Origin of the sequence: Sphingobium sp. (assembly GCF_033795625.1) — a bacterium.
Taxonomy (GTDB): domain Bacteria; phylum Pseudomonadota; class Alphaproteobacteria; order Sphingomonadales; family Sphingomonadaceae; genus Sphingobium.
On record NZ_JARYGI010000030.1, the window covers coordinates 17,155 to 42,630 of the forward strand.

Sequence of the window (25,476 nt, forward strand, 5' to 3'; positions counted from 1 at the left end):
TCCACTCGCCGTGCAGGGGTGGCACCTTGGCGCAAAATCTCCTAGACTGACGCACCAAGAGCAGGAGGGATCTGGATGCAATTCCTGAAAACGGCGTTCTGGGTGGTCGTTGCCGTCGCAATTGCTCTGTTCTGCAAGGCGAACTGGAGTTCGGTGCCGGTCAAGCTGTGGGGCGACTTGGTCGCGGACGTGAAGTTGCCGATCCTGATGATCCTCGCGTTCCTGCTGGGCGCCGTTCCCTTTTGGATAGCCTTGCGAGCTACGCGATGGAGCCTGCGTAAGCGTCTTGATGCTTCGGAAAAGGCATTGGCTGCTGTAACGGCTTCCCCCCCTCCTCCGGTAGCGGTCGTTCCGCACGGAAATGGCGCAGCCGAGCCAAGCATCCTATGACCAGCCCGATCTATATTGCAGTCGACACGCCTAACCTCGACAAGGCGCTGGGCCTCGCCTCGCAGGTTCGACGCCATGTCGGGGGCCTGAAGCTGGGCCTGGAATTCTTCTGCGCCAATGGTCATCACGGCGTTCATGAGATGGCCAAGCTTGGTTTGCCGATCTTTCTCGACCTCAAGCTTCACGACATCCCTAACACCGTCGCCAAGGCCGTTCAGGCGCTTCATGTTCTGGAGCCAGCTGTGTTGACTGTGCATGCTGCTGGTGGTCGGGCCATGCTGGAGAATGCGAAGGCCGCCGCAGGGCTCAACACGAAAGTCGTGGCGGTCACGGTCTTGACCAGCCTGGACGATAACGACCTCACCGACATCGGCGTCAGCGCCCGCGCCGAGGATCAAGTCGCACGTTTGGCCGACCTTGCCCGCAGCGCCGGGTGTGATGGCATCGTCTGCTCCGGCGAAGAGGTCGCCATCGCCAAGCACGCCTGGCACGATGGCTATTTCGTCGTTCCGGGTGTTCGCCCGGCGGGAGGCGCAATGGGCGACCAGAAGCGTGCCGTCACGCCGCGCGAGGCGCTGGATCGCGGCGCATCCATGTTGGTCGTCGGCCGCCCCATCACATTGGCGCGCGACCCCGATCTGGCGGCGCGAGAAATCGAAGCGACGCTATAGTAGCGTTTTGCCGGTGAAGCATCAGCGGCTAAAGCCCATGAATGTCCCGACTCGCCACCAAGATCTGCGGCCTTTCGACGCCGGAAACGATTGATGCTGCGCTGAAGGCCGGCGCAACGCATGTCGGCTTCATCTTCTTTCCTAAGAGCCCGCGGCACGTAACCTTCGAGCAAGCGGCTGGTTTGGCAGCGCGGGTTCCCCGGCATGTGACTGCAGTGGGTGTGATGGTCGATCCGGATAACGAAGTGGTGGACCAGGCGGTGCATGCCGGGGTCAGCGCCATTCAACTCCATGGCAAGGAAACGCCCGTTCGCGTGGCTGCTATCCGGGCGCGTTTCGGTCTGCCCATATGGAAGGCGATTTCCGTCAAGACCCGCGCAGACCTCGACGAAGGGCAGCATTATGTTGGAGCAGCCGACTTCCTGCTGTACGACGCCAAGACGCCGGATAGCGCTTCTCTTCCCGGAGGCATGGGTTTGCGCTTCGACTGGAGCCTGCTGAGCGGATTCCAGCCTCCCATGTCCTGGGGCCTTTCGGGCGGGCTCGATCTCGACAGCGTTGCCGAAGCCATCGCGATTACCGGCGCGCCGCTTGTCGATGTGTCGTCGGGAGTGGAAAGCGCGCCGGGCATCAAGGATGTGGACAAGATCGCCGCCTTCTGCAAAGCGGTTTCACAATCATGACCCAGCAAACACCCCTCGCAAACAGCTTCCGCGCGCAGCCCGACGAGACTGGCCACTTCGGCCAGTTCGGCGGTCGTTACGTAGCCGAAACATTGATGCCGCTGATCCTCGACCTGGACCGCCATTATCGCGCGGCGATGTCGGATCCTGCGTTCCACGAGGAATTCGACTGGCTGATGAAGCATTATGTGGGCCGCCCAAGCCCGCTTTATTATGCGGAGCGGCTGACGGAAACGCTGCGGGAGAGCGCACCTGAAGGCAAGGGCGCGCAGGTCTGGTTCAAGCGCGACGAACTCAATCACACCGGCGCGCACAAGATCAACAACTGCATCGGCCAGATCCTGCTCGCCAAGCGGATGGGAAAGACGCGGATCATCGCGGAGACGGGCGCCGGTCAGCATGGCGTGGCTACGGCTACGGTCGCGGCACGCTTCGGCCTGCCTTGCGTCATCTACATGGGCGCGCGCGATATCGAACGCCAGCAACCCAATGTGTTCCGCATGAAGCTTTTGGGGGCGGAAGTGATCGCCGTGCAGAGCGGCGCGCGGACGCTGAAGGACGCGATGAACGAGGCGCTGCGCGACTGGGTCGCCAACGTTCACGACACCTTCTACATCATCGGCACCGCCGCCGGACCGCACCCTTATCCCGAACTTGTGCGTGAGTTTCAGTCTGTCATCGGTCGGGAGGCGCGCGAGCAGATACAGGAACTCGCGGGCCGCTTGCCCGATTTGCTGGTGGCAGCGATCGGCGGTGGCTCCAATGCCATTGGGCTGTTCCATCCGTTTCTGGATGATGCGAGCGTGGCAATGCTCGGCATCGAAGCGGCGGGACATGGCATCGACAGCGGCGAGCATGCCGCGTCGCTGGCGGGCGGCCTGCCCGGCATTCTCCACGGCAACAAGACGTTCCTGCTACAGGACGAAGACGGACAGATCGCCGAAGCCCACAGCATTTCGGCGGGGCTCGATTATCCCGGCATCGGTCCGGAGCATAGCTGGCTGAAGGATATCGGCCGCGTCCAGTATGAGTCGGTGACGGATACCGAAGCGCTCGACGCGTTCCAGCTTCTTTGCCGGACCGAAGGCATCATCCCCGCGCTGGAACCCAGCCACGCGATCGCCGCTGTGGCGCGCAAGGCGCGGGAGATGGATCGCGACCAGATCATCCTCGCGAACCTCTGCGGTCGTGGCGACAAGGACATCTTCACGGTCGCCGAAGCCCTGGGAGTCGAGATGTGACTGCCACCGATCGTCTCTCGGCCTGTTTCGCAAAATGCCGCAGCGAAAACCGCGCCGCTCTCATCACTTTCGTGACCGCGGGCGATCCGACACCGGGCGATAGCGCCGCCATCCTCGATGCCCTGGTGTCGGGCGGCGCGGATATCATCGAACTCGGCATGCCGTTCACTGATCCGATGGCGGACGGGCCTGCGATCCAGTTGGCCAACCTGCGCAGTCTGGGCGCTGGCACGAAGACCGCTGATATCTTAAGCATCGCCGCCGCTTTTCGTCAGCGCCATCTCGATGTGCCTCTGATCCTGATGGGCTATGCCAATCCCATGTTGCGTCGCGGCGTCGGCTGGTTCGCGGCCGAGGCGTTGAAGGCAGGCGTGGATGGCGTGATCTGTGTCGATATTCCGCCCGAAGAGGATCAGGAAATCGGTCCGGCTTTGCGTAATGCCGGGCTGCACCTTATCCGGCTGGCGACGCCAACGACCGACACTGCCCGCCTTCCCGCAGTGCTGGATGGCGCCAGTGGTTTCCTCTATTATGTGTCCGTAGCGGGGATCACCGGCAAGCAGCAGGCGCAGCAAGCGAGCATCGAAAATGCGGTCGCCAAGCTGAAGGCCGCCACCGACATTCCGGTTGCAGTCGGCTTCGGCGTGCGCACGCCCGAACAGGCCGCTGCTATCGGGCGCGTGGCTGACGGCGTGGTGGTCGGTTCCGCCATCATCGATGTCGTCGGCTCCCATGGCAGCGCCGCGCCGCCCTTCGTTCAGGAATATGTGGCGTCGCTCCGCGCGGCGCTTCAAGCACGAGAACCCGTCGCATGAGCTGGATCAATCGCGTCCGCAACGCCATTCCCTTCATCCCCAAGCGGAGCGAAGGCGCCGACACGCTTTGGCATAAGTGCGGCAGCTGCGGCCAGATGATCTTCACCCGCGAATGGGAAGAAAATCTCTCCGTCTGCCCGAAGTGCGATCATCATGGGCGGATCGGGCCCAAGGCGCGGTTCGACCAACTGCTCGACCCCGGCTTCGTCGTGCTGCCGACGCCGACGGTTCGTGAAGACCCCTTGAAGTTTCGCGATTCCAAAAAATACACCGACCGCATTAAGGCTGCCCGCACGGCCACCGGCGAAACGGATGCGCTCATCAACGCACGCGGCGCCATTGATGCCAAGCCAGTCGTGCTAGGCGTTCAGGACTTCGCCTATATGGGCGGCTCGATGGGCATGGGTGTCGGCGCCGCCTTCGTGCAGGGAATCGAGGAAGCGATTGCCCATAATGCGCCCTATGTCATCTGCACTGCTGCAGGTGGTGCGCGGATGCAGGAGGGCATTTTGTCGCTGATGCAGATGCCTCGTGCAACCGCCGCTATCCAGAAACTCCATGCCGCGGGCCTGCCCTATATCGTCGTGCTCACCGATCCGACGACCGGCGGCGTCACCGCAAGCTATGCGATGCTCGGCGATATCCAGATTGCGGAGCCCAATGCCCTTATCGGCTTCGCGGGACAGCGCGTGATCGAAAACACGATCCGCGAGAAGCTGCCCGAAGGCTTCCAGCGCGCAGAATATCTTCTGGCACATGGCATGATCGATATGGTCGTGCATCGTCGCGATCTGCGGGCGACTTTGGCCAATGTCGCGGATTATCTGAGGCCGGCACAAGCCGCATAGCCTTCTGCCTACCGAGGGGTTCCATGCCCGACAACGCGACCTCGACTGACCCTGCGGTACAAGCCCAGCTGGACCGCCTCTGGTCGCTCTCTCCGGGGGCGGACGTGCTGGGGCTGGAGCGCGTCACACAGCTGCTGGAGCGGATCGGCAATCCGCATCTTAGCCTGCCGCCGGTGTTCCACGTCGCGGGCACCAACGGCAAGGGTTCTACCTGCGCCTTCCTGCGCGCGGCTTTGGAAGCGGATGGGAAAAGCGTCCACGTCTTCACGTCCCCGCATCTGGTCCGCTTCAACGAACGCATTCGCATCAATGGGGCGCTGATCAGCGACGCGATGCTGGCGGACTATCTTGAGCATGTACTTGACCACGCGGATGGCATTGGCGCGAGCTTCTTCGAAGTCACGACGGCGGTGGCGTTTCTGTCATTCGCGCAGCATCCCGCCGATGCATGCATCATCGAGGTGGGCCTGGGTGGTCGGCTGGATGCGACCAATGTGCTGCGCTCCCCTGCCGTGTGCGGCATCGCGCAACTCGGGATCGATCACCAGGCATTCCTCGGCAACACGCTTTCGGAGATTGCGGCGGAGAAGGCAGGGATCGCAAAGCCGGGCGTCCCTCTCGTCACAGCCCGCTACAGCACCTCCCTGTCCCCGGTCATAGAGGCCGCTGCCACGTCAGCGCAGGCGAAGTGGCTGCCGATGGGGTCGCAATGGGATGCTGCCGTCTACCGCGAACGACTGCATTATCGGGACGCGCTCGGGAAGCTGGACCTTCCCCTCCCCCGACTTCCCGGCCCGCATCAGCCGATGAATGCGGCGCTTGCCATTGCCATGCTGCGGCATCAGGACGCGCTGCCGGTAACGGAGGCGGCGCTTAAAGTTGCACCGCTCTGGGCACAATGGCCTGCCCGTCTCCAGCGCCTGGACAGTGGCCCGCTTGTCGATGCGCTTCCCGAAGGCAGTACCGTCTGGCTGGACGGCGGGCACAATGCTGCGGCCGGGGAGATGCTCGGCAAGTTTCTTAATTCTCTGCCACCAGCAGGGCAGCCGCTGCACCTGATCGTGGGGATGCTCGCGAACAAGGATGTGGACGCTTTCCTTGCGCCTTTGAAGGGGAAGGTAGCGCACATTCACGCGCTGCCGGTGCCAGGCCACGATCATCATGGCACCGATCGTTTCGGCGCGGTGGCGCACAGTTGGAACATAGACTTTTCCGCTCACGAGGAAGCGACGCAGGCAATGGGCGCCATCGCCGCCGCCGGTCAGCCGGCCAGAATATTGATCGCAGGCTCGCTGTATCTGGCGGGGGATGTTTTGCAAAGGAACGACCAACTGCCAGACTAAACCGTCAATCCGAAATTATTGCGATTGACTCGCAATAGCTAATCTTTATCGTTGCTGCTGTAGCCACAGGAGCACGCCACATGTCTCATCATCTGCCCCGCCAAGCCGCGCCGTCGAGCGATCGTGCAACCGCTCCGTCGGCTGATCGCCCCTTGCCGCATACCAACGGCAGCCGCCTGTTCCTGTTCGCAATGCGCCGCATGGCGGCCGATGGCGTCAATGACGCGCATGCCGCCAACGCGCTCCTGGGGAGCTTCGGCAAGAGCTATCGTCGGCCGCTGATATTGATGCGGGCCATGATGCTGGAAATCTCGCGCGTGTCTAACCGGAGGATCCTGATTGCGCCCTGCTGCTGCATCCGCATGACGGCGGATGAGGCCCGGCTGACTCGTGCCCTCAGCACCGGCCAGCGGGAACCGCAAAAGACTTATGACGATCTGTCAGTGCTGCTGGCCAGCCCGGCTGTTCTTGGCGCTCTCACCTGCGCGCAGGCAGTTGCTCAGAGCTTTGCCGATCTCGGATGCCCGATCGATCTTTACGGCACCGACTGAGCGCCGGGCTCCTCCGTGCCCGCGGTGCCTACGCTGGCGTCGATCAGCCCGGCGCGCATCATCAGCCAGAACAGCAATATGCCCGGCACTGCGAGCGCTGTCGTCAACAGGTAGAAGTCGACATAGCCGAAGCGCTCGATCAGCGACCCGGCGCTGGTGCCTGTAAGGAAACGCCCGACGATGCTGGCGGCGGCCGAGATCAGGGCATATTGCGCGGCAGTGAAGCGCAAGTCGCACAAGGCGGAGAAGTAGGCGATCACGGTCACGCCACCAATGCCGCTAGCGAAGTTCTCGAAGCCAATGGCGCTCGCCATGCCGATGTTGCTGTGGCCAGCCGACGCCAGCGCCGCAAAGCTGAAATTGGACACGCCCATCAGGACCAGGCTCAACAAGACCGACCGCTTCATTCCCATTCTGGCGTACAAGATGCCGCCGACGAATATGCCGATCAGATAGGCCCAGAAGCCGATACCGACGTCATAGATCGCGATCTCGTCATTGCTGAAACCCAGATCGTCGAAGAGCAGGCGGAAGGTCAGGTTCGCCAGCGTGTCACCGATCTTGTGCAACAGGATGAAGAGTAGCACGAGAAACGCCCCTTTTCGCTGGAAGAACTCGATCAAGGGACCCACGATGGACTGCCACAACTCTCCCGCCGCGCGTTTGGCAGGGGGCTCGCGATGCCGTTCCGGCTCGCCCATGAGCAGACCCGTCAGCATCGCAGGGAGCGCGAACACCGCGCAAGCGAGATAGGCGCCGCTCCATCCGATGCGGGAGGCCAGCACCAGCGCCAGCGCACCCGCCGCAACCGACCCGATGCGCCAGCCATATTGCGTCATGCCGGAGCCGACGCCAAGTTCCTCGGGCTTCAATATCTCGATGCGGTAGGCGTCGATGACGATGTCGAACGTCGCTCCGGCAAAGCCGACGAGAACCGCGGCATAAGCGGTCGCGAGCAGGCTGGCTTTGGGATCGACCAGCGCCAGATTGGCGACAGCCGCCATCACCAGCACACCCGCCAGCAACAACCACGACACGCGCTTGCCGAGATATCCGATCAGAGGCAGCCGCACGCCGTCGACCACCCAGGCCCACAGCCACTTCAGATTGTAGACAAGGAACGCCAGGGTGAAGGCGGTGACTGCCTTTTTATCGATGCCGTCCTGCGCCAGCCGCGTAGTCAGCGTCGCGCCGATCATGGCATAGGGGAAGCCCGATGAAATCCCGAGGAAGAAAGCCGCGACCGGAGCGCGCTGAGTATACGGACGCACCACTTCGGGCACATGTGTGCGCCAGCCAGTAGCTTCAGTCTGTGTTGCCATGATGCCGCGATCCCCGTCTCTTCACGGCGACCCTAGCCAATTTCCCGATCCTGACCAGCCCCCAAGGCAAATCACCCCGCTTAAGGCTCGCCCTGATCGGGGCCAGTCTGAAACAGGCTGAGCCCGCTCGGCAAGCGAGGCACGCGCTTTGAACGGGTTACTGCGTTCACTACCTTGATCGATGCAAGAAGGTCCCGCTGCGAATAAGGCTTGGAAAGGCAGCCGACTGCCAGACTTCGGGCATTTATCGGGCACGCACCGGTTACGAACAGCACAGGTACGCCGCGCGCGCTGGCGAACTCGGCGACCGCTATTCCATCCTTGTCGCCCGACAGCGTCACATCCGCAATCACAAGATCGATCTGTTCGCTTTCGATCAAGCCTATTGCCGCATCGTAGCTGTCCACGGTTCCGACCACTACATAACCGGCGTGAACAAGAAAATTCTCGTTGTCGAACGCGACGAGAGCCTCGTCTTCGACCACCAGCACGCGCTGGATCGGTTCTTCGGTATTCCCTGATATCTCCCTGCCGAAAAACATTTGCCGTTTCGTCCCATTTCCGCCATCACGCCCGCCTTGGCGACGAGTAGGTATGAACGCTCGGCAACCCTACGCAGTTGCTTGCCGGATCGTTTCCGAATCTTCACACTGCCTGCACGCTGGCACTGTTTACCCAATTCGCACGTCGGCGCTTCCGGCGAAAGGAATCTTCTTCTGCAACCGCCCAAAAAAACCTTCCGGCCAGCCGGTCCCGCACGCGGTCCTCGCCGTCCTCGCGTAGGTGCGCTCAAGACGCCGACGCCGCCCAATCCGCACCCCGCAAGGGCGAAGGCTGCCGGCGAAGGAAGCAAGGAGCCGCAACGCATTGCAAAGCTGCTGGCTCGCGCGGGTGTGGCTTCCCGCCGTGAGATCGAGCGGATGATAGCGGAGGGCCGTATCGCCCTCAACGGTGAAGTGCTGACCACCCCCGCTACACTGCTCGCATCGCTGCAGGGCGTGACGGTCGATGGCAAGCCGGTCGATGCGCCGGAACCGACTCGCCTGTTCCTGTTTCACAAGCCTGCTGGCTACCTTACGGCCGAGCGTGATCCGAAGGGGCGGCCGACGATCTATGACCGGCTACCCGCGGAACTGCCGCGCGTCATGCCGATCGGCCGCCTCGACATGAACACGGAGGGGCTTCTGCTTCTCACAACGGATGGCGAGTTCAAGCGACAGATGGAGCTGCCATCGACGGGTGTGGAGCGCAGCTATCGCGCACGGGCGCATGGCACTGTCAGTCAGGCACAGCTTGAAGAACTGGTGATGGGCGTAGAGATCGACGGCATCCGCTATGGCCGCATCCATGCCAATCTGGAGCGGCGCACCGGGACCAACCAGTGGATCGAAATGACGCTGACCGAGGGCAAGAACCGCGAGGTTCGCCGCGTGCTGGAATATCTGGGGCTGGAAGTGAATCGGCTGATCCGGACACGCTACGGCATCTTCGAATTGACGGATCTGCCCGTCGGCGAGGTGTTCGAGGTACGGCAGCATGACCTTGCGCAATTTCGCAAGACACTGAAGAAGTGAGAGTCATCTCCGGTAAATGGCGGGGCCGTGCTTTAGTGGCTCCGAAGGGCGATACGACACGTCCCACAGCAGATCGCACGCGCGAAGCACTGTTCTCGATGCTGACGAGCCGTCTTGGCAGTTTCGAAGATATCGCCGTGGCCGATCTTTTCGCAGGCTCAGGTGCACTGGGCTTCGAGGCGCTTTCCCGCGGTGCTGCAAGCTGCATCTTCGTGGAGCATGACAAGGCAGCCGTAGATGCCATTCGCGCCAATGCCGAAAAGTTGGGTATCCGCGCCGATGTGCGCCAGACCTCCGCGCTGGCATTGGGCAGCGCCCCCGCCCCTTTGGATCTGATCCTGATGGACCCGCCTTATGGCACGGGTGCGGGCGCCGTGGCGCTGGACAAGCTGTCGCGGCTCGGCTGGACTGGCCCCGCGACCTGGATCAGCATCGAGACTGATCGCAAGGAAGCCATTGAGGTCAAAGGTTTCGAGGCGGAGACGGTGCGCGACATTGGCAAGGCGCGCATTCATCTTCTGCGCCCCACCATCGTTTAGAAGCAAAAGAAAGGGCCGAGCCTTACGGCCCGACCCTCCTTCCCTCGTGAACCATTCAGGGGCTTAGCGTTTCCGCTTTGCCTTCCGTGCCTCGGACGGATTGATGCAGCTATCCTGAACCGTCTTGCTGCACACCGGGTAGTCCGTACGTGCCGCTGGAGCAGGCGTAGCCTGGGCGGCCGATGGGGGGCTTGGCGGCGTAGCTCCAGGTGCTGGCGCCGAAGGATCAGGTGCCATGCCGGGGGTCACCGGAGCCTCGCCTGCTGGTGGAGCGGCGGGATCGGCGGGCGGCAACTGGCCTGTTTGCGGCATCTGCTGCGCGCTCATGTCGTTCGGCGGCGCTGGCGGCTGCGGCTGGGCCTCACCCGCCGGAGGGGGCGGCGGCGCCATCTGGCCGGTGTCCTGCGCAATCGCTGGCATCGCGACCACGAGGGCGGCGGCACTCATCAGCATCGAGAGTTTCATGGGATTATCCTCTGCTGTTATATTAGTGAAGCGTTAACCACATGGGCGGATCGCTCGTTCCGCTACCGTGCCGTATCAGCGCCCAACTGTGCCTGTGTTGGTATGAACCGAATGCAGGCAATCGGCCCTTGCCCCGCCCCGGTCCGTTCCCTAATTGTTCATCATGACCTCCGCGTTGCCCAACAGTCCGTCCCCGCAAGATCCGCCCTATATGCGGGGCCTCAATGCGCCTCAGCGAGAGGCTGTACTGACTACGGAGGGGCCAGTTCTGGTGCTTGCAGGCGCCGGTACGGGAAAGACCGCGGCCCTGACGGCGCGCCTGACGCATCTGATCGCCACGCGCCGCGCTTACCCTTCCGAGATCCTGGCCGTGACCTTCACCAACAAGGCCGCGCGCGAGATGAAGGAGCGTGTCGCCCGCATGATGGGCGGTGCGGTCGAGGGACTTCCGTGGCTGGGGACCTTCCACGCCATCGGCGCGAAAATGCTGCGCCGCCATGCCGAACTGGTGGGCCTTCAGAGTAATTTCACGATCCTCGATACGGATGATCAGCTGCGATTGATGAAGCAGTTGATCCAGGCAGAAGGGCTGGACGAGAAGCGCTGGCCGGCGCGTCAGCTGGGCGGCTTGATAGATCGATGGAAGAACAAGGGCCTGACGCCGCAGGACATCGACGCGGGCGAGAGCGAAGCCTATGCGAACGGCAAGGGCCAACAGCTTTACGCCGCCTATCAGGCGCGGCTGCTTGCCCTCAATGCCTGCGACTTCGGCGACTTGCTGCTCCACATGTTGACATTGCTGAAGAAGGACCGCGAAGTCCTTCAACACTATCAGCAACGCTTTCGCTACATCATGGTGGACGAATATCAGGACACCAATTCCAGCCAGTATCTCTGGCTCCGCCTCCTTGCACAGGAACGCAAGAATATCTGCTGCGTCGGCGATGACGATCAAAGCATCTATAGCTGGCGCGGCGCGCAGGTGGAAAACATCCTGAAGTTCGAAAAGGATTTTCCCGGCGCCAAGATCGTCAAGCTCGAACAGAATTACCGCTCCACGCCGCATATCCTGGCCGCCGCTTCGGGGGTGATCGCCGAGAATGGCGGACGCCTCGGCAAGACGCTCTGGACTGACGAGCTTGAGGGCGAAAAGGTGCAAGTCATGGGCGTGTGGGACGGCCCAGAGGAGGCACGGCGCGTCGGTGACGAGATCGAAAACCACCAACGCCGGGGCGGCACGTTGGACGATGTCGCGATACTTGTCCGCGCCCAGCACCAGACGCGCGAGTTCGAAGATCGGTTCATCCAGATCGGCTTGCCTTACAAGATCATCGGCGGGTTTCGGTTCTACGAACGCGCAGAAATCCGCGACGCGCTCGCTTATCTGCGCCTCGTCAATCAACCATCAGACGATCTGGCGTTCGAGCGGATCGTCAATGTCCCCAAACGGGGACTTGGCGACAAGGCAGTCGAGAAGCTCCATCGCCTCGCCCGCGCCGAGGGCGTTCCGCTGACGCTTGCCGCCGCGCGCATCCTTGATAGCGACGAACTCACCCCGCAGGCGCGCCGCGCGCTCGGGAACTTCATTGGAGATCTGGCGCGTTGGCGCGACAAGGCGGCGCAACTGCCGCATCCCGAACTCGCCCGCCAGATTCTCGATGAGAGCGGCTATACGGCCGTGTTGCAGGCCGAACGCTCGACCGAAGCGGCCGGACGTCTGGAGAACCTTACGGAACTCGTCCGCGCCATGGAGGAATATGAGACTCTCGGAGCGTTCCTGGAGCATGTCAGCCTCGTCATGGATAACGAGGCGCAGGCGGACAGCCAGAAGGTCACGATCATGACCATCCACGCCGCCAAGGGCCTCGAATATGACACCGTGTTCCTCGTCGGTTGGGAAGAGGGCATCTTCCCCTCGCAGCGCGCACTCGACGAAGGCGGCATCGCTTCGCTCGAGGAGGAACGCCGCCTCGCTTATGTCGCGATCACCCGCGCGCGGCGCAAATGCATCATCCTGCATGCCGCCAACCGGCGTATCTACGGGCAGTGGACCAGCTCCATTCCCAGCCGCTTCGTCGGAGAATTGCCCAAGGCGCACATTTCCGAAGAGAGCAGCATGAGCGGCGGCGCATCGCTCTGGCGCGCGAATTGGTCCGAGCGGGAAGATCCGTTCGCCGATGTCGTGCGGGGCGCCGGGCGCGGCCCCGGCTGGCAGCGCGCCGCCACCGGCGGGCAGTTCACGCGCGAACCGACGCGTGTGGTCGAGGCCCGCGTCTCCGCCGTCTCGCTTGGAAACAAGGGCCGCAGCGACATGAGCGTGGGTCTGCGCGTGTTCCACCAGAAATTCGGTTACGGCACAGTGGCGGAAATCGAAGGCAACAAGCTGGAAATCGACTTCGAAACCGCGGGCCGCAAACGCGTGATGGACAGCTTCGTCACCCTCGGATGAGCCGCGCGTAATTGGGGCGACAATGTCTGCATGATGCAACTCCCCTGCCCGTCCATCGTTTAGCAGCCGTCACCAATAATCGAACGGATGCTTCATGCCCTACATCGCCACGCGGGACGACGTCGATCTCTATGTGAAGGATTGGGGCGAAGGCCGTCCGGTGATCCTCATCCACGGCTGGCCTCTGTCGAGCGATAGCTGGGACCCTGTCGCCAATGCGCTAGCCGAGGAGGGATACCGCGTGCTTGCCTATGACCGCCGTGGCTTCGGGCGATCAGATCAGCCTTGGGACGGCTATGACTATGACACCCTCGCCGACGATCTGGCCGATGTCATGGAAGCCGCCGACATTACCGAAGATGCGACGCTGATCGGCTTTTCCATGGGCGGCGGCGAAGTCGCGAGATATATGTCGCGTCACGACGGCGCAGGCCTCGTGTCAGCCGCGCTGGTTTCATCCGTCGTGCCGTATATGCTGCAGACCGGCGATAACCCCAATGGCGTGTCGCAGAAGACGTTCGACGATATGACGCAGGGTATATTGGCAGACCGCCCGGCCTTCATGCGTGCCTTCCTAAAGCAGTTCTTCGGCCAGGGCATCATCAGCCATCCCGTTAGCGACGAGATTATCGAGTGGGCGTGGCGTCTGGCGATGCAGGCGGGGCTCAAGCCCACGCTCGACTGCGCTGCCGCGTTCGCGACAACTGATTTCCGCCCGGATCTGGCAGCCTTCGATGTACCGACCCTGGTCATCCACGGCACCGACGACAAGACCGTCCCCATAGAAGCGACCGGCCGCCCTGCGGCTGCAGGCATCGCCCGCTCCCAACTGGTCGAATATGAGGGCGCGCCGCACGGCCTCTTCGTCACGCATCAGGCCAAGCTGATCGCAGACCTGAAAAGCTTCCTCAGTGGCTGATCCTAGGTGTCTATACGCTCCAGCCCGGCGGCTGTGACGCGCCGATAGAAGCAACTCGTCTCGCCGGTGTGGCAGGCCGGACCGGCGGCACGTGCTATAATCCACACCGCGTCCTGATCGCAGTCAATCCTGATGTCTACGACCTTGAGGATGTTGCCTGACGTCTCACCCTTTTTCCAAAGGCTCTTGCGACTTCGCGACCAGAAGTGCGCGACAGAGGTCTCGACAGTCAACGCCAACGCGTCGGCGTTCATGTGCGCGAGCATCAGCACCTGTCCGGTCGCCGCGTCAGTGACCACCGCGGTAATCAGGCCAGCCGCGCCCCATTTCGGGTCAAGTGTCCGCCCAGTCTCGCGGGAATTGGAAGCCTCTTTGTCCATCCGCGGCCTATAAGGCGCACGCCGGAGTTGCCCAAGCGGATTATTGCAGCGTCTGTCCGGATGCTTCGCTCAGCCGCTGCAGCTGCACACCGTCACAATCGGCGTCCCCGCAAGTGCAGGCATCGATCGAGTAGCGCACGCCGCACAGGATCAGCTTATCGTCATCGAAGGAATAATTGGCAATTCCCGCGCGTTCGATCTTTTCCTGCGCTCTGGCTTTCAGCGACATGCTTGGCTCCCGTACGATTCGCATCCGTGGTCCTTAGCGACCAAGTTCTATGCTGCGACGCACCATGTCAACACGCGCAGCCGGAGCTTGTTCCTCACATGTGCTACTACTGCGACAGATTGTTATGCAGTGGCGCGGACCTTCTTGCGACCGGCCTGCCCTCCACCCATATCACCGCCATGAGCGGAGATAATCACAGCAGCATGCCGGTGTGGCATGGCACCACCATCCTGTCGGTTCGAAAAAATGGTCGCGTGATCGTCGTTGGCGACGGTCAGGTGAGCATGGGTCAGACCGTCATGAAGCCCAACGCCCGGAAGGTGCGTCGTCTGCATGACGGTTCGGTGATCGGCGGTTTTGCCGGTGCGACGGCTGATGCCTTAACTCTCTTCGAGCGGCTCGAGTCAAAGCTGGAGCGGCATAATGGACAGCTGATGCGCGCCGCCGTCGAACTGGCGAAAGACTGGCGGACGGACAAATATCTGCGCAACCTGGAAGCGATGATGATCGTCGCTGACAAGGATGTGACGCTGATCCTGACGGGGAATGGCGACGTGCTGGAGCCGGTAGGCGGTGTCGCCGCCATCGGATCGGGCGGCAATTTCGCCCTCGCCGCCGCGCGCGCGCTGGTGGAATATGAAGCCGATGCCGAGGTGCTCGCCCGAAAGGCGATGGCCATTGCGGCGGACGTGTGCGTGTACACGAACGATCAACTGACACTGGAAGCGCTGGACAGCGCTACCTGACACTATCCCTATCCTGAAAACCTGCCCCTCCCGCCCAGGAGGGGGGAGATTAGAATGAACGACGCACTTACTCCCAAAGCCATCGTGGCTGCGCTCGATGCGCACATCATCGGCCAGACCGACGCCAAGCGCGCGGTCGCGGTCGCCCTGCGCAATCGCTGGCGCCGGCAGAAGCTGGACGCCGCATTGCGCGACGAAGTCACGCCCAAGAACATCCTGATGATCGGCCCCACCGGCTGCGGCAAGACCGAGATCAGCCGTCGTCTTGCAAAGCTGGCCGATGCGCCGTTCGTCAAGGTCGAGGCGACCAAGTTCACCGAAGTCGGCTATGTCGGCCGCGACGTCGAGCAGATCGCCCGCGACCTGGTCGAGGAAGCCGTGCGGCTTGAGCGCGATCGCCGCCGCGAGTCCGTGCGGGAAGCCGCGTCCGAAGCGGCGATGGGCCGCCTGCTGGATGCACTGACCGGCAAGGAAGCGAGTGAAGCCACGCGGCTCTCCTATCGCTCCCGCATCGAATCCAACCAGATGAACGAAGCGGAAGTCGAAGTGGAGGTCGCCGACGCGCCTTCCATGCCGATGGAAATTCCCGGCTTGGGGGGACAGGTCGGCATGATCAACCTGTCCGACATGATGAGCAAGGCATTCGGCCAGCAGCAGAAGAAGCGTCGCAAGATGCGCGTGCCCGAGGCATGGGACAAACTGGTCGAGGAAGAACAGGACAAGCGGCTGGATCAGGACGATGTCGCCCGCGTCGCGCTCACCAATGCCGAGCAGAACGGGATCGTCTTCCTGGACGAGATCGACAAGATCGCCGTCAGCGACGTGCGCGGCGGCTCGGTCAGCCGTGAGGGGGTGCAGCGCGACTTGCTACCCCTGATCGAAGGCACGACGGTCGCTACCAAATATGGACCGCTGAAGACGGACCATATCCTGTTCATTGCGTCTGGCGCTTTCCATGTCGCCAAGCCCAGCGATCTGCTGCCGGAGTTGCAGGGTCGCCTGCCGATCCGCGTCGAGTTGAAGGCACTGACGGAAGATGATTTCGTCGCGATCCTCTCCGACACCAAGGCTTCGCTTGCCGAACAGTACAAGGCGCTGCTGGCGACCGAAGGGCTGACCATCGACCTCACGCCGGACGGCATCCGTGCCGTCGCCAAAGTGGCCGCCGAAGTGAACGAGCAGATTGAAAATATCGGCGCGCGTCGTTTGCAGACCGTCATGGAAAAGCTGCTGGAGGAAGTCAGCTTCGACGCCGAGGATCGCGTGGGGCAAACGTTGGTCGTGGATGCCAGCTACGTTTCAAGCCAACTGGACTCGATCGCGCGCAACACCGACCTCAGCAAATATATCCTGTAAGGAAAGGCAGGGGCAGCCGCCCCTGCCCCATCACTTCCCTGCGGCGACGCCTTCCGGCAGGACCACCGCCGACCAACTCTTGCCAGCCACCAGATACTTCTTCGCCAGCGCCTGCACATCGGCAGGCGTGACGCTCAGCAGGTCGCGGCCCATATTGTTGACGACCTCCACGTAGCGCGGATCGCGAGCCGCCCCCTCGGTCTGCTGCATCCAGAACGCATTGCCGGTGCTGGCGCGTGACAGCAGTTGCCGCATGGGCGCGACCGTGCGCTGCAGTTCGTCGTCGCTGACTGGCCGCGCGGCGAGGTCGGCAGCCGTGTCCTTGATCAGTTGGAAGAAGTAGCCGACTTTCTCCGGCTTCACCTGACTGTTCACCAAGATATATCCGCCGCTGTCGGACGAGAAAGGCCAGTTGTTCTGGACGCTTGGCGAATAAGCCGCGCCGTCCGTCGACCGCAGCTTCTCGAACAGCCGATCGTTGAATATCTGCGCCAGTATCTCAAGCTGCCGGCTCTCCCGTGAATTCGCAAAGCCGCCCGCAGTCGGCCAAGCCATGACCGCCGCCGCCTGATCCTTGTCGCCGCGATGGCGCAGCACTAGCGGCGTCGCAATATGCGCGGGAAAGCGCATGACACGGTTGGCGGCAGGCACTGGCTTGTCCGGGCGAGCAGGCAGGGACCCGAACGTCGCGGCCACCTGCGTGATCGCATCCTCCGGTTTGACCTGGCCGAAGATCTGGATCTCTATCGGTCCGGACGCGAGCACCGGCTCCCAGGCGGCGCGAAACGCCTGTGGCGTCAGCGCCGCGATTTCGGCCTTATCAGGTGTCCGGTAGCGGACGTCCTTGGCATGAAGCAGCCAATTGAGGTCGCGCCCCAAAACGGCGTCGGCGGACGTGGACAGCGTATCGTACGCCGCCGCCATACCCGCTTTCACCCGCGCAATGGGCGCTGGATCCCAGCCCGGATAGGCGAGCTTCGTGGCGAACAGCTTCAACTGGTCGGCATAGTCGGCGGGACGAGTCACGGCCGTCAACTCGAACGCGTCATCATCGACCGAAAAGTCGAACCCGAGACGCCTGCCGTTGGTCAACTCATCCAGACCGCGCTGCCCGAGCTTCCCGATGCCGCCCGCCATCAGCGCATAGCCGCCGGCCCAACTGGGCACTGGCCTGTTCGGCGAGAAATCCTGCTGGCCATGACCGAAGCGCACATTCACGCGCACCTTGCCCGGCTCGGCATCGTTCGCGAACAGCGTCAGCTTGACGCCGTTCTCGAAAGTTATCGTCTCCAGCCCAAGAACGCCCATAGGTGCCCGCGACACCACTTTTCCGGGCGCGCCTAGCTTGGGAAGGTCGGCCATCGTCACGGCGTCATCGCTCAGACGCGCGCCGGTCGCCGCGACTACAGGCGCCTTCAGTGCGGCAGTCAGCTTCGCCTGCGCATCCGCTTGAGGTGCGGGGAGCATGAGCAATGCGCGCGAGACATCCGCCGTGAACAGCCGCCGCGTCGATGCGAGCAGCTTGTCGGGCGTCATCGCCGCCTTGCCGCCACGGAAGATATCGAGCGCCGCTTGCGGGCTGACTGTAGTCTCTCGAATATCTACCGCGTTCACCAGATCCCATGCCTGCTTTGAGCCCGCTTCGGTCCCCGCATTCTCCACCTGTATGGCGAGCGCGGTGTCGAATTGCGCATATTCGCGGTTGATCTCCGCCTGGCTGGGCGGCGTGGCCCGGGCGTCCTCGATCACAGAGCGGACGTCGGTAAGTGCCTTCGCCCAATCGGACCCGACCGGCATGATGCTGACGAAAGTGCCATCCACCGACCGCGCAACATCCTGCTGCTCGACATTGGCCTGCAGGAAGCTGCCGCCGCTGCGGGCTGCCTGCTCAAGCCGCCGGTTGATGATCTGTAGCGCCAGCGCGTCGGTCAGCTTGTCCTGATTGTAGATGATCGTGTCCGCCCGCGGCCGCCATGGGCGCAGGAAGGCATAGTTCAATCCGGTAGGCACACCGGGCTCGACGATCACAGAGGCCGCAGGTTTCGCGGGGTCCGGATCGCCAAAGTCGGGAAGCGGCTCGGCCTTCCCCGCCGCAGTCCACGCCGTAAAATGCTTCTTGATCAGCGTTTCGGCAGCGACCGGATCGATATCGCCCGCAATGGAGATGACCGCGTTTTCGGGCCTATACCAGCGTTGGTGAAACGCCTCCATACGCGCGGCGGTGGCGGCGTTCAGCGTCGGAAGCGTGCCGATCGGCGAGCGGCTTTCCATCCTCTGGCCGGCGAACAGGAATGCGCGAGTGGCATCGCTGACACGCGTGCCGGGACCATCGCTCTCACGCTTCTCCGCGAGCACTACAGATCGTTCCGCATTGACGGCGCTGTCGACGATGTTCGGGTCGGTCATCATGCCCGAAAGGATCTTCATGCTCTCGTCCAGACCCTGCGGCGTCGCCTGCGGCAAATCCAGCGCATAGGTCGTGCCAGTCGGCGTGGTCTGCGCATTGCTGTCGCTGCCGAAGGTCACGCCCAGCCGCTGCCAGATCCGCTTGGACTCGCCATCGGGCACATATTTGGAGCCGCGAAAGGTCAGGTGCTCCATGAAGTGCGCAAAGCCGAGTTCGTCGGGCTGCTCCATCAGCGACCCCGCATCGATGCGCAGGCGAATGGCGACCTGGCCCGGCGGAACCCCGTTGCGACGGACGGCGTAGCGCACACCGTTGGGCAGCGTTCCGAAATGCCATTCCGGATCGATGGGAACGTCGCTGTTCTCGTAGAGCCACGGGCGCTTCTGCGCGGCATCCTTCTGCCCTCCCAAAGCCGCGGCGGGCGCGGCGTTCTGGGCGTGAACCGTCGCTGGTAAAGCTGTCAGCAGGAAAGCGAGGACGGAAAGCGAAGTGGCTGCGCGCCGGAGGGGGAATGTCATATCGCGCCAGCCTAGCGGCATTTTGCGGAATGGCCACTGACAATGCGGGCGACGATGCATAGCGACCGACGAAATACATGAAAACGCCCGCCCCCGGTCGAACCGGGGACGGGCGATATTTCAGTAGGAGGCGGTTGCCTTAGCGGCCGCCGACTCGCTGCACGGCGCCCTTGTGTGCGCCGACGCCGTTGCGGTTGCGCGGACGGAAGGGACGCTTGGCCGGTGCGGCACCATCGGCAGCAGCGCCGTCGCGGCCACGATGAGCACGGTCAGGGTTGCCCCGGCCCGGTCCGCCACGCCCGTTGCCGCCTTCATTGCCCTTCTTGGGCGGCGCGGCCTTGGGCAGGTTGCGCACGGCTTCGGAGAAATTCTCCGGCAGCACCTGAAGTTCGCAACGCACGCGCGTTACCTTCTCGATGGCCTTCAGATATTGCCGCTCATCATCCGCCACGAAGCTGATCGCAATGCCCTCCGCCCCGGCGCGTGCGGTGCGACCGATGCGATGGACATATTGCTCCGCCACATTGGGAAGCTCGAAGTTGATGACATGGCTGACGCCTGAAACGTCGATACCGCGCGCCGCGATATCAGTCGCCACCAGCAGCTTCACCTGCCCCGCACGGAACGCCTGCAAGGCGGCTGTCCGCTGCGCCTGGCTCTTGTTGCCGTGGATGGCGGCGGCCGGAATGCCCGCGCCTTCCAGGAACCGCACCACGCGATCCGCACCATGCTTGGTGCGCGTGAAGATCAGCGCGCGTTCGATCGGCTCGTTCTTGACGGTGATCGTCAGCAGCGCCTGCTTCTCGGCCTGGTTCACGTAGGTTGCATATTGCTTTACGCGCTCGGCGGTCGTGGATTGCGGCGCAACCGACACCTTCACCGGGTCCACAAGGAACTGGCTGCCGAGGTCCGCAATCGCCTTGGGCATCGTCGCGGAGAAGAACAGGCTCTGGCGCTGCTTGGGCAGCATCTTGTCAATGCGCTTCAGCGGCTGAATGAAGCCCAGGTCCATCATCTGGTCGGCTTCGTCGAGCACGAAAATCTCGACATGGCCAAGGCTCAGCGCCCGCTGCTCGATCAGGTCGAGCAGACGGCCAGGCGTCGCGACGAGGATGTCGATGCCGCCGCGAAGCTGGTTGATCTGCTTGTTGATCGGCACGCCGCCGAAGACCGTCGCAACCGACAGCTTCATGAAACGCGCATAGTCGCGGAAGCTGTCTGCAATCTGCGCGGCAAGCTCCCGGGTCGGCGAGAGAACCAGCATGCGGCAGCCCTTCTGGGGCGTCTGCTTGGGATTGTTGTGGAAATAGTCGAGGCTGGGCAGCGCGAACGCCGCCGTCTTGCCGGTGCCGGTCTGGGCGATGCCGCACAGGTCGCGGCCTTCCATCAGCGCCGGAATAGCCTGCGCCTGGATTGGTGTCGGGACTTCATAATTCTTGGCGGCGAGCGCCTGCAAAATGGGCTCGGCAAGGCCAAGTTCTTTAAAGGTAGTCAAGATGATATACTCACAATGGAGCGTTGCGCTCCGGAGACTGCAAGACGCAGTCCGGGCACAAGGCGGGTTACGAAACGACCCGCGTGAAAAGGGAAGCCTCAAGCAAAGCGCAGGTCATTGGCCGGTCCGTTCTTCCACTCGGCTCCGCCAAGAGGATTTAGAGGACGATCACGCTACCAATCGCTACGGGGCCGAAATGGCCCGGTTGCTGCGCTGCGAGGCAAATAGATGCAATTTAGAAGAAAGGCAAGCATTTCATTCGGAAACGTATTTGGCGTCCTTCGCCTTTGTGGCTCGGGACGCCTAAACGGCTTTAGAGACTTACCTCGACATGCTTGTTCTTCATCTCCGACCGGACGTCGCCGCCGACCAGCATCTTGAACACGCCCTTCAGCGACATGTCGGCCAGCCAGATCTCGGCATTTCCAAGGTCGAAGCGCAGCATCAGCAGATTGGGGTCCTGCCGCCCGCCGGGATACCAGGCCGCCACTTCGTTCGACCAATGCGCGTCGACGACGGACTGGTCGGTTTCCTCCACCAATGTCCCGGCGATACAGGCGAACAGGTGATGATCCTTGCCAGCGAACTGGGCCATGGCGGCGCCGCCGGACGCAAGGCGATTATCGCGCGTGGTGTAGAACCAGAATGCCGAATTGGCGTCCTTATCCAGTTGCGCAGTCATCGGGAGGCTATGCTGATGGCCGTTCTCCAGCCCTACCATGAGGAAGGGGCTTTCGGACAGTTCCTTCCAGAAACGATCCTTGATGTCGGCTTCGTCGCTCATATTAAGCTCCTCTTGGTAACGAACGTAGGAGTAAAGCGACGAAAGCGAGCGTGGGTTCCCCTCCTCGCTTGATCTCGATTGCATATCTCCCCACATAGCAGCCATGTTGATCGAGACCGAAACCACACCCAACCCCGCCACGCTGAAGTTCCTGCCTGGCCAGCCCGTCATGACGTCTGGCACGCGCGATTTCGCGACGCCGGAAGAAGCTGAAGCTTCGCCGCTCGCGGAGGCGCTATTCTCTCTCGGCGATGTGACTGGCGTGTTCTTCGGTTATGACTTCGTATCCGTGACACTGGTGCCGGGCGCAAACTGGGCGGAAGTAAAGCCTGACGTCATCGGCATTTTGCTGGATCACTTTTCCGGCGGGATGCCGCTGTTTCGATCCGGCTCGGCTTCCGACATATTCATACCCGAAGATGAAACGTATGAGGACGATCCTGCGGACGCGGAGATCGTCGCGCAGATCAAGGATCTTATCGAGACGCGGGTTCGTCCGGCCGTCGCCAATGACGGAGGCGATATCGTCTATCGCGGCTTCGACAAGGGCAAGGTGTTCCTGAAGATGCAGGGCGCCTGCGCAGGCTGCCCTTCATCCTCCGCCACGTTGAAGCAGGGGATCGAGTCGCTGCTCAAACATTATGTTCCGGAAGTGACTGAGGTTCGCGCAGTCTGATCTGCGGAAAACTATTCTACATTTGCCAAGGGGGTAATCGACATGGCTAAGGCTTTGCCGCAGGAAGCGCTCGATCAGATTTTCGTGAAAGCCCGTTCGTACAACGGTTATCTGGACACTCCCGTCGCCGAGCAAGATCTGCACGCGATCTGGGACCTTATGAAGTGGGGTCCGACCTCCGCCAATCAATTGCCTGCCCGCATCATATGGTGCGTCAGTCAGGAAGCGAAGGAAAAGCTTGCTGCGGTATCGTCGGGGACAAACGGGGCGAAAATACTTAAGGCGCCCGTCACTGCAATAATCGGAATGGACGAGAACTTTCACGAGCATCTTCCCGAATTGTTTCCGCCTGCCGACGCCAAATCATGGTTCGACGGCAACGAGCCGCTTCGCCACGCCAGCGCATTTCGCAACAGCACTTTGCAAGGCGCATATTTCATCATCGCGGCGCGAGCGCTTGGTTTCGATACCGGGCCTATGTCAGGTTTCGATAATGCCGCCGTGGATGCCGCATTCTTCGCCGACACCCCGAGCGTCAAATCGAATTTCATCTGCACACTCGGTCATGGCGACCCGGCAACTATTTTCGATCGCCTGCCTCGCCCGGAATTTGGCAAATTCAACCGAATCGCCTAACCGCAGGCTTTTAGAGTCTTGCGAGGCGGCACATTGCGTATTCTGGTGATCGATACAGCTACGCAGATGTTGTCACTCTCGTTGTTCGATGAGGCGGTGTGCATTGCCCATCATCACGAGCGAGTCGGCCGGGGACATGCCGAACGCCTGCTCCCAGCCATCGCCTCGTTTCCAGGAGGCGGCCGCGCGGACCAGGTGGCGGTCGACGTAGGCCCCGGCAGCTTTACCGGTGTGCGCATTGGGCTGGCAGCGGCCCGCGCGCTCGCTTTCGCCTGGGAATGCGAAATAGCAGGTTACAGCGCACTATCGGTCATAGCCACGGCAGTTGCGCGGGACCGATCACCGGCAGGAGATTACCCCGTCGCTATTACCGGTGGGCATGGCGAACTCTTCTGGCAGATGTTCTCGCCGACGGGGACCGCCCTAAGCGATCTGAAATCGACGCCGATCGCCACTTTAGCCAACATATTGAATGACGAAGAGATTTATGGCACCGGCGCGCAAGCGCTCGTCGATGCCCGCGGCACCGGCACGGCCGTAGATCTTTATCCGGATAGCAGCTTGTTCCCTTTGCTTAGCTCCGAAGCCGCTTCGCTGCCCGTCGAACCGCTCTATGGGCGCGAGGCTGATGCCCAGCCGATGACAATTCCCGTTCCGTCGTGATTCATAGCCTCGTTCTTCAACGGCACGACCGCCTCGATGCTCAGGCACAAGCGGCTGCAATGACCGTCATGGCGCGTGCGTTCGATCCGGCCTTTGGCGAGGCATGGACTGCCCCGCAACTCGCCGGCATGACAACCATGGATGGAACATGGCTGACATTGGCAAGGCTGGATGCCGCTACGCTGGGATTTGCGCTGGTTCGATCGATCTTCGACGAAGCCGAACTGCTCCTTCTTGCAGTCGATCCGGGATGGCGCGGTCGCGGCATTGGCTCTGCGTTATTGAATGACAGTATCGCTGCCGCTCGCCTGCGCGGCATCAAGTCCATGCATCTGGAGGTGCGTTCAGGCAATAATGCGGTCAATCTTTACAAGAATTCGGGATTTCTCCACGTAAATACCCGCTGCAATTACTATCGCGGTAATGATAATCGACTTTATGACGCATTGAGCTTCCGCAGGGACCTTTAGTCTTATAAGTATTCTCTTGAAATGTAGACGATGTTGGAATAGTCCGCACCAACCCTGATCGAAATCAAGATTGTACAGGGGTCGCTCGATCAATCAAGGCCAGGAGTACCGCCGTGGAAGAACAGAACGCCCAGGCAGAAATGCTTATCACATTAACGTCCGACATTGTAGCTGCACATGTGTCCAACAATAGTGTGTCTGTGTCGGATTTGCCGGTGCTTATTCAGAACGTGTACGGTGCCTTGGCGGGACTGTCGACTACGCCCCCGCCTCCGGAAGTTAAGCTGGAGCCTGCTGTTTCTGTGCGCTCGTCCATCAAGCCCGATTATATCGTCTGCCTGGAAGACGGCAAAAAGCTGAAAATGCTCAAGCGGCACCTGATGACTCACTACAAGATGACGCCCGAGGATTACCGGACAAAGTGGAACCTGCCCGCCGACTATCCGATGGTTGCGCCCAATTACGCGGAACAGCGGCGCACGCTTGCCAAGAAAATCGGTCTTGGTACGAAACGCCGCCGCCGAACTGCCGCGAAATAAGCTGGCACATACGATGACTGGAGGGAGCGCGGCTTGAAAGGCGGCGCTCCTTCCCGCATATATATGCGGAACGGCTAGTTTGACCTTCGCGATTTTACAGACTTTCAGACAGGGCACTCATGAACCGTAAAATCGACGTCGAAGCCTTATGTGCCGAAAAGGGCCTGCGCATTACGGAGCAGCGCCGCGTCATCGCGCAAGTGCTATCTGAAGCGGAGGACCATCCGGACGTGGAAAAGTTGCACGCCCGCGCCTCCTCCATAGATCCAGGCATCTCGATCGCCACCGTCTATCGCACGGTTCGCCTGTTCGAAGAGGCAGGCATATTGGAGCGGCATGACTTCGGCGACGGCCGCGCCCGATATGAAGCCGCGCCGGAGTCGCACCACGATCATCTGATCGATGTTGAGACCGGGAAAGTCATTGAATTCGTCGATCCGGAACTGGAGCAGTTGCAGCGGATGATTGCGGCGAAGCTCGGCTTCCGGTTGGTGGATCACCGCATGGAATTGTACGGCGTCGCGCTCGACCGAAAGAACTGATTTGCCGCATTTGTCGCTGGCTGCCCGCTTCCGGCAGGCCCGCCGACTGGCTGCGCTTGCGGCCGTATTGCTCGTTTGCCTGCTGCCACATCTGCTATGCCGGGCGGTTCGCTTACCGTCACCTGGCCTCGCCTGTTCCTCGCCTGGGCAGCTGGGGACCTCCAAAAACCCCTAGCCAATGGCTGCGTGATTTGATTCATTGCGGCTGACGGGAGGTGAGGATGC

Annotated in this window: 28 protein-coding genes; 20 read left to right on the forward strand and 8 right to left on the reverse strand. The window is 61.9% G+C overall.

Features of this window, described 5'->3' with window-relative positions:
* The first annotated feature begins 75 nt into the window (after positions 1-75).
* From QHC67_RS13945 to QHC67_RS13980, 8 genes are all read left to right on the forward strand, one after another.
* On the forward strand, positions 76-390 hold the full coding sequence (locus QHC67_RS13945; protein WP_319295272.1) for a lipopolysaccharide assembly protein LapA domain-containing protein: 315 nt from the start codon (positions 76-78) through the stop codon (positions 388-390).
* Entirely contained in the window at positions 387-1,061 is a 675-nt protein-coding gene (gene pyrF, locus QHC67_RS13950; protein ID WP_319295273.1) for an orotidine-5'-phosphate decarboxylase, read from the forward strand. The genes QHC67_RS13945 and pyrF overlap by 4 nt, the downstream gene beginning before the upstream one ends.
* Before the next feature lie 41 nt (positions 1,062-1,102).
* Positions 1,103-1,744 carry a phosphoribosylanthranilate isomerase gene (locus QHC67_RS13955; protein ID WP_319295274.1) on the forward strand — a complete coding sequence of 214 codons (642 nt, stop codon included), beginning with the start codon at positions 1,103-1,105 and terminating at the stop codon, positions 1,742-1,744.
* Positions 1,741-2,985: a tryptophan synthase subunit beta gene (gene trpB, locus QHC67_RS13960; protein WP_319295275.1), complete on the forward strand. Its 1,245-nt coding sequence runs from the start codon at positions 1,741-1,743 to the stop codon at positions 2,983-2,985. Before QHC67_RS13955 ends, trpB begins: the two co-directional genes overlap by 4 nt.
* Complete coding sequence (gene trpA, locus QHC67_RS13965; RefSeq protein ID WP_319295276.1) at positions 2,982-3,800, forward strand: tryptophan synthase subunit alpha; 819 nt, start codon at positions 2,982-2,984, stop codon at positions 3,798-3,800. The genes trpB and trpA overlap by 4 nt, the downstream gene beginning before the upstream one ends.
* Entirely contained in the window at positions 3,797-4,648 is an 852-nt protein-coding gene (gene accD / locus QHC67_RS13970) for an acetyl-CoA carboxylase, carboxyltransferase subunit beta (RefSeq protein WP_319295277.1), read from the forward strand. The genes trpA and accD overlap by 4 nt, the downstream gene beginning before the upstream one ends.
* 23 nt (positions 4,649-4,671) lie before the next feature.
* Positions 4,672-5,991: a folylpolyglutamate synthase/dihydrofolate synthase family protein gene (locus tag QHC67_RS13975; RefSeq protein ID WP_319295278.1), complete on the forward strand. Its 1,320-nt coding sequence runs from the start codon at positions 4,672-4,674 to the stop codon at positions 5,989-5,991.
* A 191-nt stretch (positions 5,992-6,182) separates the two neighbouring features.
* Positions 6,183-6,542 (forward strand): DUF6628 family protein, encoded by a 360-nt coding sequence (locus QHC67_RS13980; RefSeq protein ID WP_413818547.1) that lies wholly within the window; start codon positions 6,183-6,185, stop codon positions 6,540-6,542.
* Here QHC67_RS13980 and QHC67_RS13985 read toward each other — a convergent pair.
* Together QHC67_RS13985 and QHC67_RS13990 are read right to left on the reverse strand one after the other, a co-directional pair.
* Positions 6,527-7,864, reverse strand: a complete 1,338-nt coding sequence (locus QHC67_RS13985; RefSeq protein ID WP_319295280.1) for an AmpG family muropeptide MFS transporter — start codon at positions 7,862-7,864, stop codon at positions 6,527-6,529. The genes QHC67_RS13980 and QHC67_RS13985 overlap by 16 nt on opposite strands.
* Before the next feature lie 80 nt (positions 7,865-7,944).
* Positions 7,945-8,406, reverse strand: a complete 462-nt coding sequence (locus QHC67_RS13990; RefSeq protein WP_319295281.1) for a response regulator — start codon at positions 8,404-8,406, stop codon at positions 7,945-7,947.
* A 174-nt stretch (positions 8,407-8,580) separates the two neighbouring features.
* Between QHC67_RS13990 and QHC67_RS13995 the strand changes: the two genes are divergently transcribed.
* Both QHC67_RS13995 and rsmD read left to right on the forward strand, forming a co-directional pair.
* The gene (locus tag QHC67_RS13995; RefSeq protein ID WP_319295298.1) at positions 8,581-9,438 is read left to right on the forward strand and encodes a pseudouridine synthase; all 858 of its coding nucleotides are present in this window, start codon (positions 8,581-8,583) and stop codon (positions 9,436-9,438) included.
* A complete protein-coding gene (gene rsmD / locus QHC67_RS14000) occupies positions 9,435-9,977 on the forward strand; it encodes a 16S rRNA (guanine(966)-N(2))-methyltransferase RsmD (RefSeq protein WP_319295282.1) in 543 nt (180 codons plus the stop codon). Before QHC67_RS13995 ends, rsmD begins: the two co-directional genes overlap by 4 nt.
* Positions 9,978-10,040: 63 nt before the next feature.
* Here the strand turns inward: rsmD and QHC67_RS14005 are convergent, their stop codons facing one another.
* Entirely contained in the window at positions 10,041-10,442 is a 402-nt protein-coding gene (locus QHC67_RS14005) for a Fe-S oxidoreductase (protein WP_319295283.1), read from the reverse strand.
* Between the two features lie 163 nt (positions 10,443-10,605).
* Between QHC67_RS14005 and QHC67_RS14010 the strand changes: the two genes are divergently transcribed.
* Positions 10,606-12,891: an ATP-dependent helicase gene (locus QHC67_RS14010; RefSeq protein ID WP_319295284.1), complete on the forward strand. Its 2,286-nt coding sequence runs from the start codon at positions 10,606-10,608 to the stop codon at positions 12,889-12,891.
* Between the two features lie 94 nt (positions 12,892-12,985).
* Positions 12,986-13,810, forward strand: coding sequence for an alpha/beta hydrolase (locus tag QHC67_RS14015; protein ID WP_319295285.1), 825 nt, complete (start codon positions 12,986-12,988; stop codon positions 13,808-13,810).
* Positions 13,811-13,812: 2 nt separating this feature from the next.
* Here QHC67_RS14015 and hisI read toward each other — a convergent pair whose 3' ends face one another.
* A complete protein-coding gene (gene hisI, locus QHC67_RS14020; RefSeq protein WP_319295286.1) occupies positions 13,813-14,190 on the reverse strand; it encodes a phosphoribosyl-AMP cyclohydrolase in 378 nt (125 codons plus the stop codon).
* Positions 14,191-14,230: 40 nt separating this feature from the next.
* Positions 14,231-14,419 carry a hypothetical protein gene (locus QHC67_RS14025; RefSeq protein WP_319295299.1) on the reverse strand — a complete coding sequence of 63 codons (189 nt, stop codon included), beginning with the start codon at positions 14,417-14,419 and terminating at the stop codon, positions 14,231-14,233.
* A gap of 203 nt (positions 14,420-14,622) precedes the next feature.
* Between QHC67_RS14025 and hslV the strand changes: the two genes are divergently transcribed.
* Together hslV and hslU are read left to right on the forward strand one after the other, a co-directional pair.
* On the forward strand, positions 14,623-15,165 hold the full coding sequence (gene hslV / locus QHC67_RS14030; protein ID WP_319295287.1) for an ATP-dependent protease subunit HslV: 543 nt from the start codon (positions 14,623-14,625) through the stop codon (positions 15,163-15,165).
* A gap of 54 nt (positions 15,166-15,219) precedes the next feature.
* Complete coding sequence (gene hslU, locus QHC67_RS14035; protein WP_319295288.1) at positions 15,220-16,521, forward strand: ATP-dependent protease ATPase subunit HslU; 1,302 nt, start codon at positions 15,220-15,222, stop codon at positions 16,519-16,521.
* Between the two features lie 30 nt (positions 16,522-16,551).
* On the opposite strand, the gene QHC67_RS14040 is transcribed toward hslU, so the two are convergent.
* From QHC67_RS14040 to QHC67_RS14050, 3 genes are all read right to left on the reverse strand, one after another.
* Positions 16,552-19,446: a M16 family metallopeptidase gene (locus tag QHC67_RS14040; RefSeq protein WP_319295289.1), complete on the reverse strand. Its 2,895-nt coding sequence runs from the start codon at positions 19,444-19,446 to the stop codon at positions 16,552-16,554.
* A 139-nt stretch (positions 19,447-19,585) separates the two neighbouring features.
* Positions 19,586-20,941, reverse strand: coding sequence for a DEAD/DEAH box helicase (locus QHC67_RS14045; protein ID WP_319295290.1), 1,356 nt, complete (start codon positions 20,939-20,941; stop codon positions 19,586-19,588).
* A gap of 313 nt (positions 20,942-21,254) precedes the next feature.
* Positions 21,255-21,725, reverse strand: coding sequence for a pyridoxamine 5'-phosphate oxidase family protein (locus QHC67_RS14050; RefSeq protein WP_319295291.1), 471 nt, complete (start codon positions 21,723-21,725; stop codon positions 21,255-21,257).
* 103 nt (positions 21,726-21,828) lie between these two features.
* Between QHC67_RS14050 and QHC67_RS14055 the strand changes: the two genes are divergently transcribed.
* From QHC67_RS14055 to QHC67_RS14080, 6 genes are all read left to right on the forward strand, one after another.
* Entirely contained in the window at positions 21,829-22,401 is a 573-nt protein-coding gene (locus QHC67_RS14055) for a NifU family protein (RefSeq protein ID WP_319295292.1), read from the forward strand.
* A 42-nt stretch (positions 22,402-22,443) separates the two neighbouring features.
* Entirely contained in the window at positions 22,444-23,037 is a 594-nt protein-coding gene (locus tag QHC67_RS14060; RefSeq protein ID WP_319295293.1) for a malonic semialdehyde reductase, read from the forward strand.
* Between the two features lie 33 nt (positions 23,038-23,070).
* On the forward strand, positions 23,071-23,700 hold the full coding sequence (gene tsaB / locus QHC67_RS14065; protein WP_319295294.1) for a tRNA (adenosine(37)-N6)-threonylcarbamoyltransferase complex dimerization subunit type 1 TsaB: 630 nt from the start codon (positions 23,071-23,073) through the stop codon (positions 23,698-23,700).
* Positions 23,701-23,759: 59 nt separating this feature from the next.
* Positions 23,760-24,170, forward strand: coding sequence for a GNAT family N-acetyltransferase (locus tag QHC67_RS14070; protein ID WP_413818546.1), 411 nt, complete (start codon positions 23,760-23,762; stop codon positions 24,168-24,170).
* Between the two features lie 113 nt (positions 24,171-24,283).
* Positions 24,284-24,709, forward strand: a complete 426-nt coding sequence (locus QHC67_RS14075; RefSeq protein WP_319295296.1) for a MucR family transcriptional regulator — start codon at positions 24,284-24,286, stop codon at positions 24,707-24,709.
* Between the two features lie 119 nt (positions 24,710-24,828).
* Positions 24,829-25,251 carry a Fur family transcriptional regulator gene (locus tag QHC67_RS14080; RefSeq protein ID WP_319295297.1) on the forward strand — a complete coding sequence of 141 codons (423 nt, stop codon included), beginning with the start codon at positions 24,829-24,831 and terminating at the stop codon, positions 25,249-25,251.
* The last annotated feature ends 225 nt before the right edge of the window (positions 25,252-25,476 follow it).

What these genes read in the sequence shown, in the direction of transcription:
- accD (WP_319295277.1), top strand. Translation starts at nt 3,797, where the DNA reads ATGAGCTGGATCAATCGCGTCCGCAACGCCATTCCCTTCATCCCCAAG.
- trpB (WP_319295275.1), top strand. Translation starts at nt 1,741, where the DNA reads ATGACCCAGCAAACACCCCTCGCAAACAGCTTCCGCGCGCAGCCCGAC.
- hslU (WP_319295288.1), top strand. Translation starts at nt 15,220, where the DNA reads ATGAACGACGCACTTACTCCCAAAGCCATCGTGGCTGCGCTCGATGCG.
- QHC67_RS14055 (WP_319295292.1), top strand. Translation starts at nt 21,829, where the DNA reads ATGTTGATCGAGACCGAAACCACACCCAACCCCGCCACGCTGAAGTTC.
- hslV (WP_319295287.1), top strand. Translation starts at nt 14,623, where the DNA reads ATGCCGGTGTGGCATGGCACCACCATCCTGTCGGTTCGAAAAAATGGT.
- QHC67_RS13955 (WP_319295274.1), top strand. Translation starts at nt 1,103, where the DNA reads ATGTCCCGACTCGCCACCAAGATCTGCGGCCTTTCGACGCCGGAAACG.
- QHC67_RS13975 (WP_319295278.1), top strand. Translation starts at nt 4,672, where the DNA reads ATGCCCGACAACGCGACCTCGACTGACCCTGCGGTACAAGCCCAGCTG.
- QHC67_RS14060 (WP_319295293.1), top strand. Translation starts at nt 22,444, where the DNA reads ATGGCTAAGGCTTTGCCGCAGGAAGCGCTCGATCAGATTTTCGTGAAA.
- QHC67_RS14025 (WP_319295299.1), bottom strand. Translation starts at nt 14,419, where the DNA reads ATGTCGCTGAAAGCCAGAGCGCAGGAAAAGATCGAACGCGCGGGAATT.
- QHC67_RS14080 (WP_319295297.1), top strand. Translation starts at nt 24,829, where the DNA reads ATGAACCGTAAAATCGACGTCGAAGCCTTATGTGCCGAAAAGGGCCTG.
- QHC67_RS14050 (WP_319295291.1), bottom strand. Translation starts at nt 21,725, where the DNA reads ATGAGCGACGAAGCCGACATCAAGGATCGTTTCTGGAAGGAACTGTCC.
- QHC67_RS14015 (WP_319295285.1), top strand. Translation starts at nt 12,986, where the DNA reads ATGCCCTACATCGCCACGCGGGACGACGTCGATCTCTATGTGAAGGAT.
- QHC67_RS13985 (WP_319295280.1), bottom strand. Translation starts at nt 7,864, where the DNA reads ATGGCAACACAGACTGAAGCTACTGGCTGGCGCACACATGTGCCCGAA.
- QHC67_RS14040 (WP_319295289.1), bottom strand. Translation starts at nt 19,446, where the DNA reads ATGACATTCCCCCTCCGGCGCGCAGCCACTTCGCTTTCCGTCCTCGCT.
- QHC67_RS14010 (WP_319295284.1), top strand. Translation starts at nt 10,606, where the DNA reads ATGACCTCCGCGTTGCCCAACAGTCCGTCCCCGCAAGATCCGCCCTAT.
- hisI (WP_319295286.1), bottom strand. Translation starts at nt 14,190, where the DNA reads ATGGACAAAGAGGCTTCCAATTCCCGCGAGACTGGGCGGACACTTGAC.
- QHC67_RS14070 (WP_413818546.1), top strand. Translation starts at nt 23,760, where the DNA reads ATGACCGTCATGGCGCGTGCGTTCGATCCGGCCTTTGGCGAGGCATGG.
- pyrF (WP_319295273.1), top strand. Translation starts at nt 387, where the DNA reads ATGACCAGCCCGATCTATATTGCAGTCGACACGCCTAACCTCGACAAG.
- QHC67_RS14005 (WP_319295283.1), bottom strand. Translation starts at nt 10,442, where the DNA reads ATGAAACTCTCGATGCTGATGAGTGCCGCCGCCCTCGTGGTCGCGATG.
- QHC67_RS13945 (WP_319295272.1), top strand. Translation starts at nt 76, where the DNA reads ATGCAATTCCTGAAAACGGCGTTCTGGGTGGTCGTTGCCGTCGCAATT.
- QHC67_RS13990 (WP_319295281.1), bottom strand. Translation starts at nt 8,406, where the DNA reads ATGTTTTTCGGCAGGGAGATATCAGGGAATACCGAAGAACCGATCCAG.
- QHC67_RS13980 (WP_413818547.1), top strand. Translation starts at nt 6,183, where the DNA reads ATGCGCCGCATGGCGGCCGATGGCGTCAATGACGCGCATGCCGCCAAC.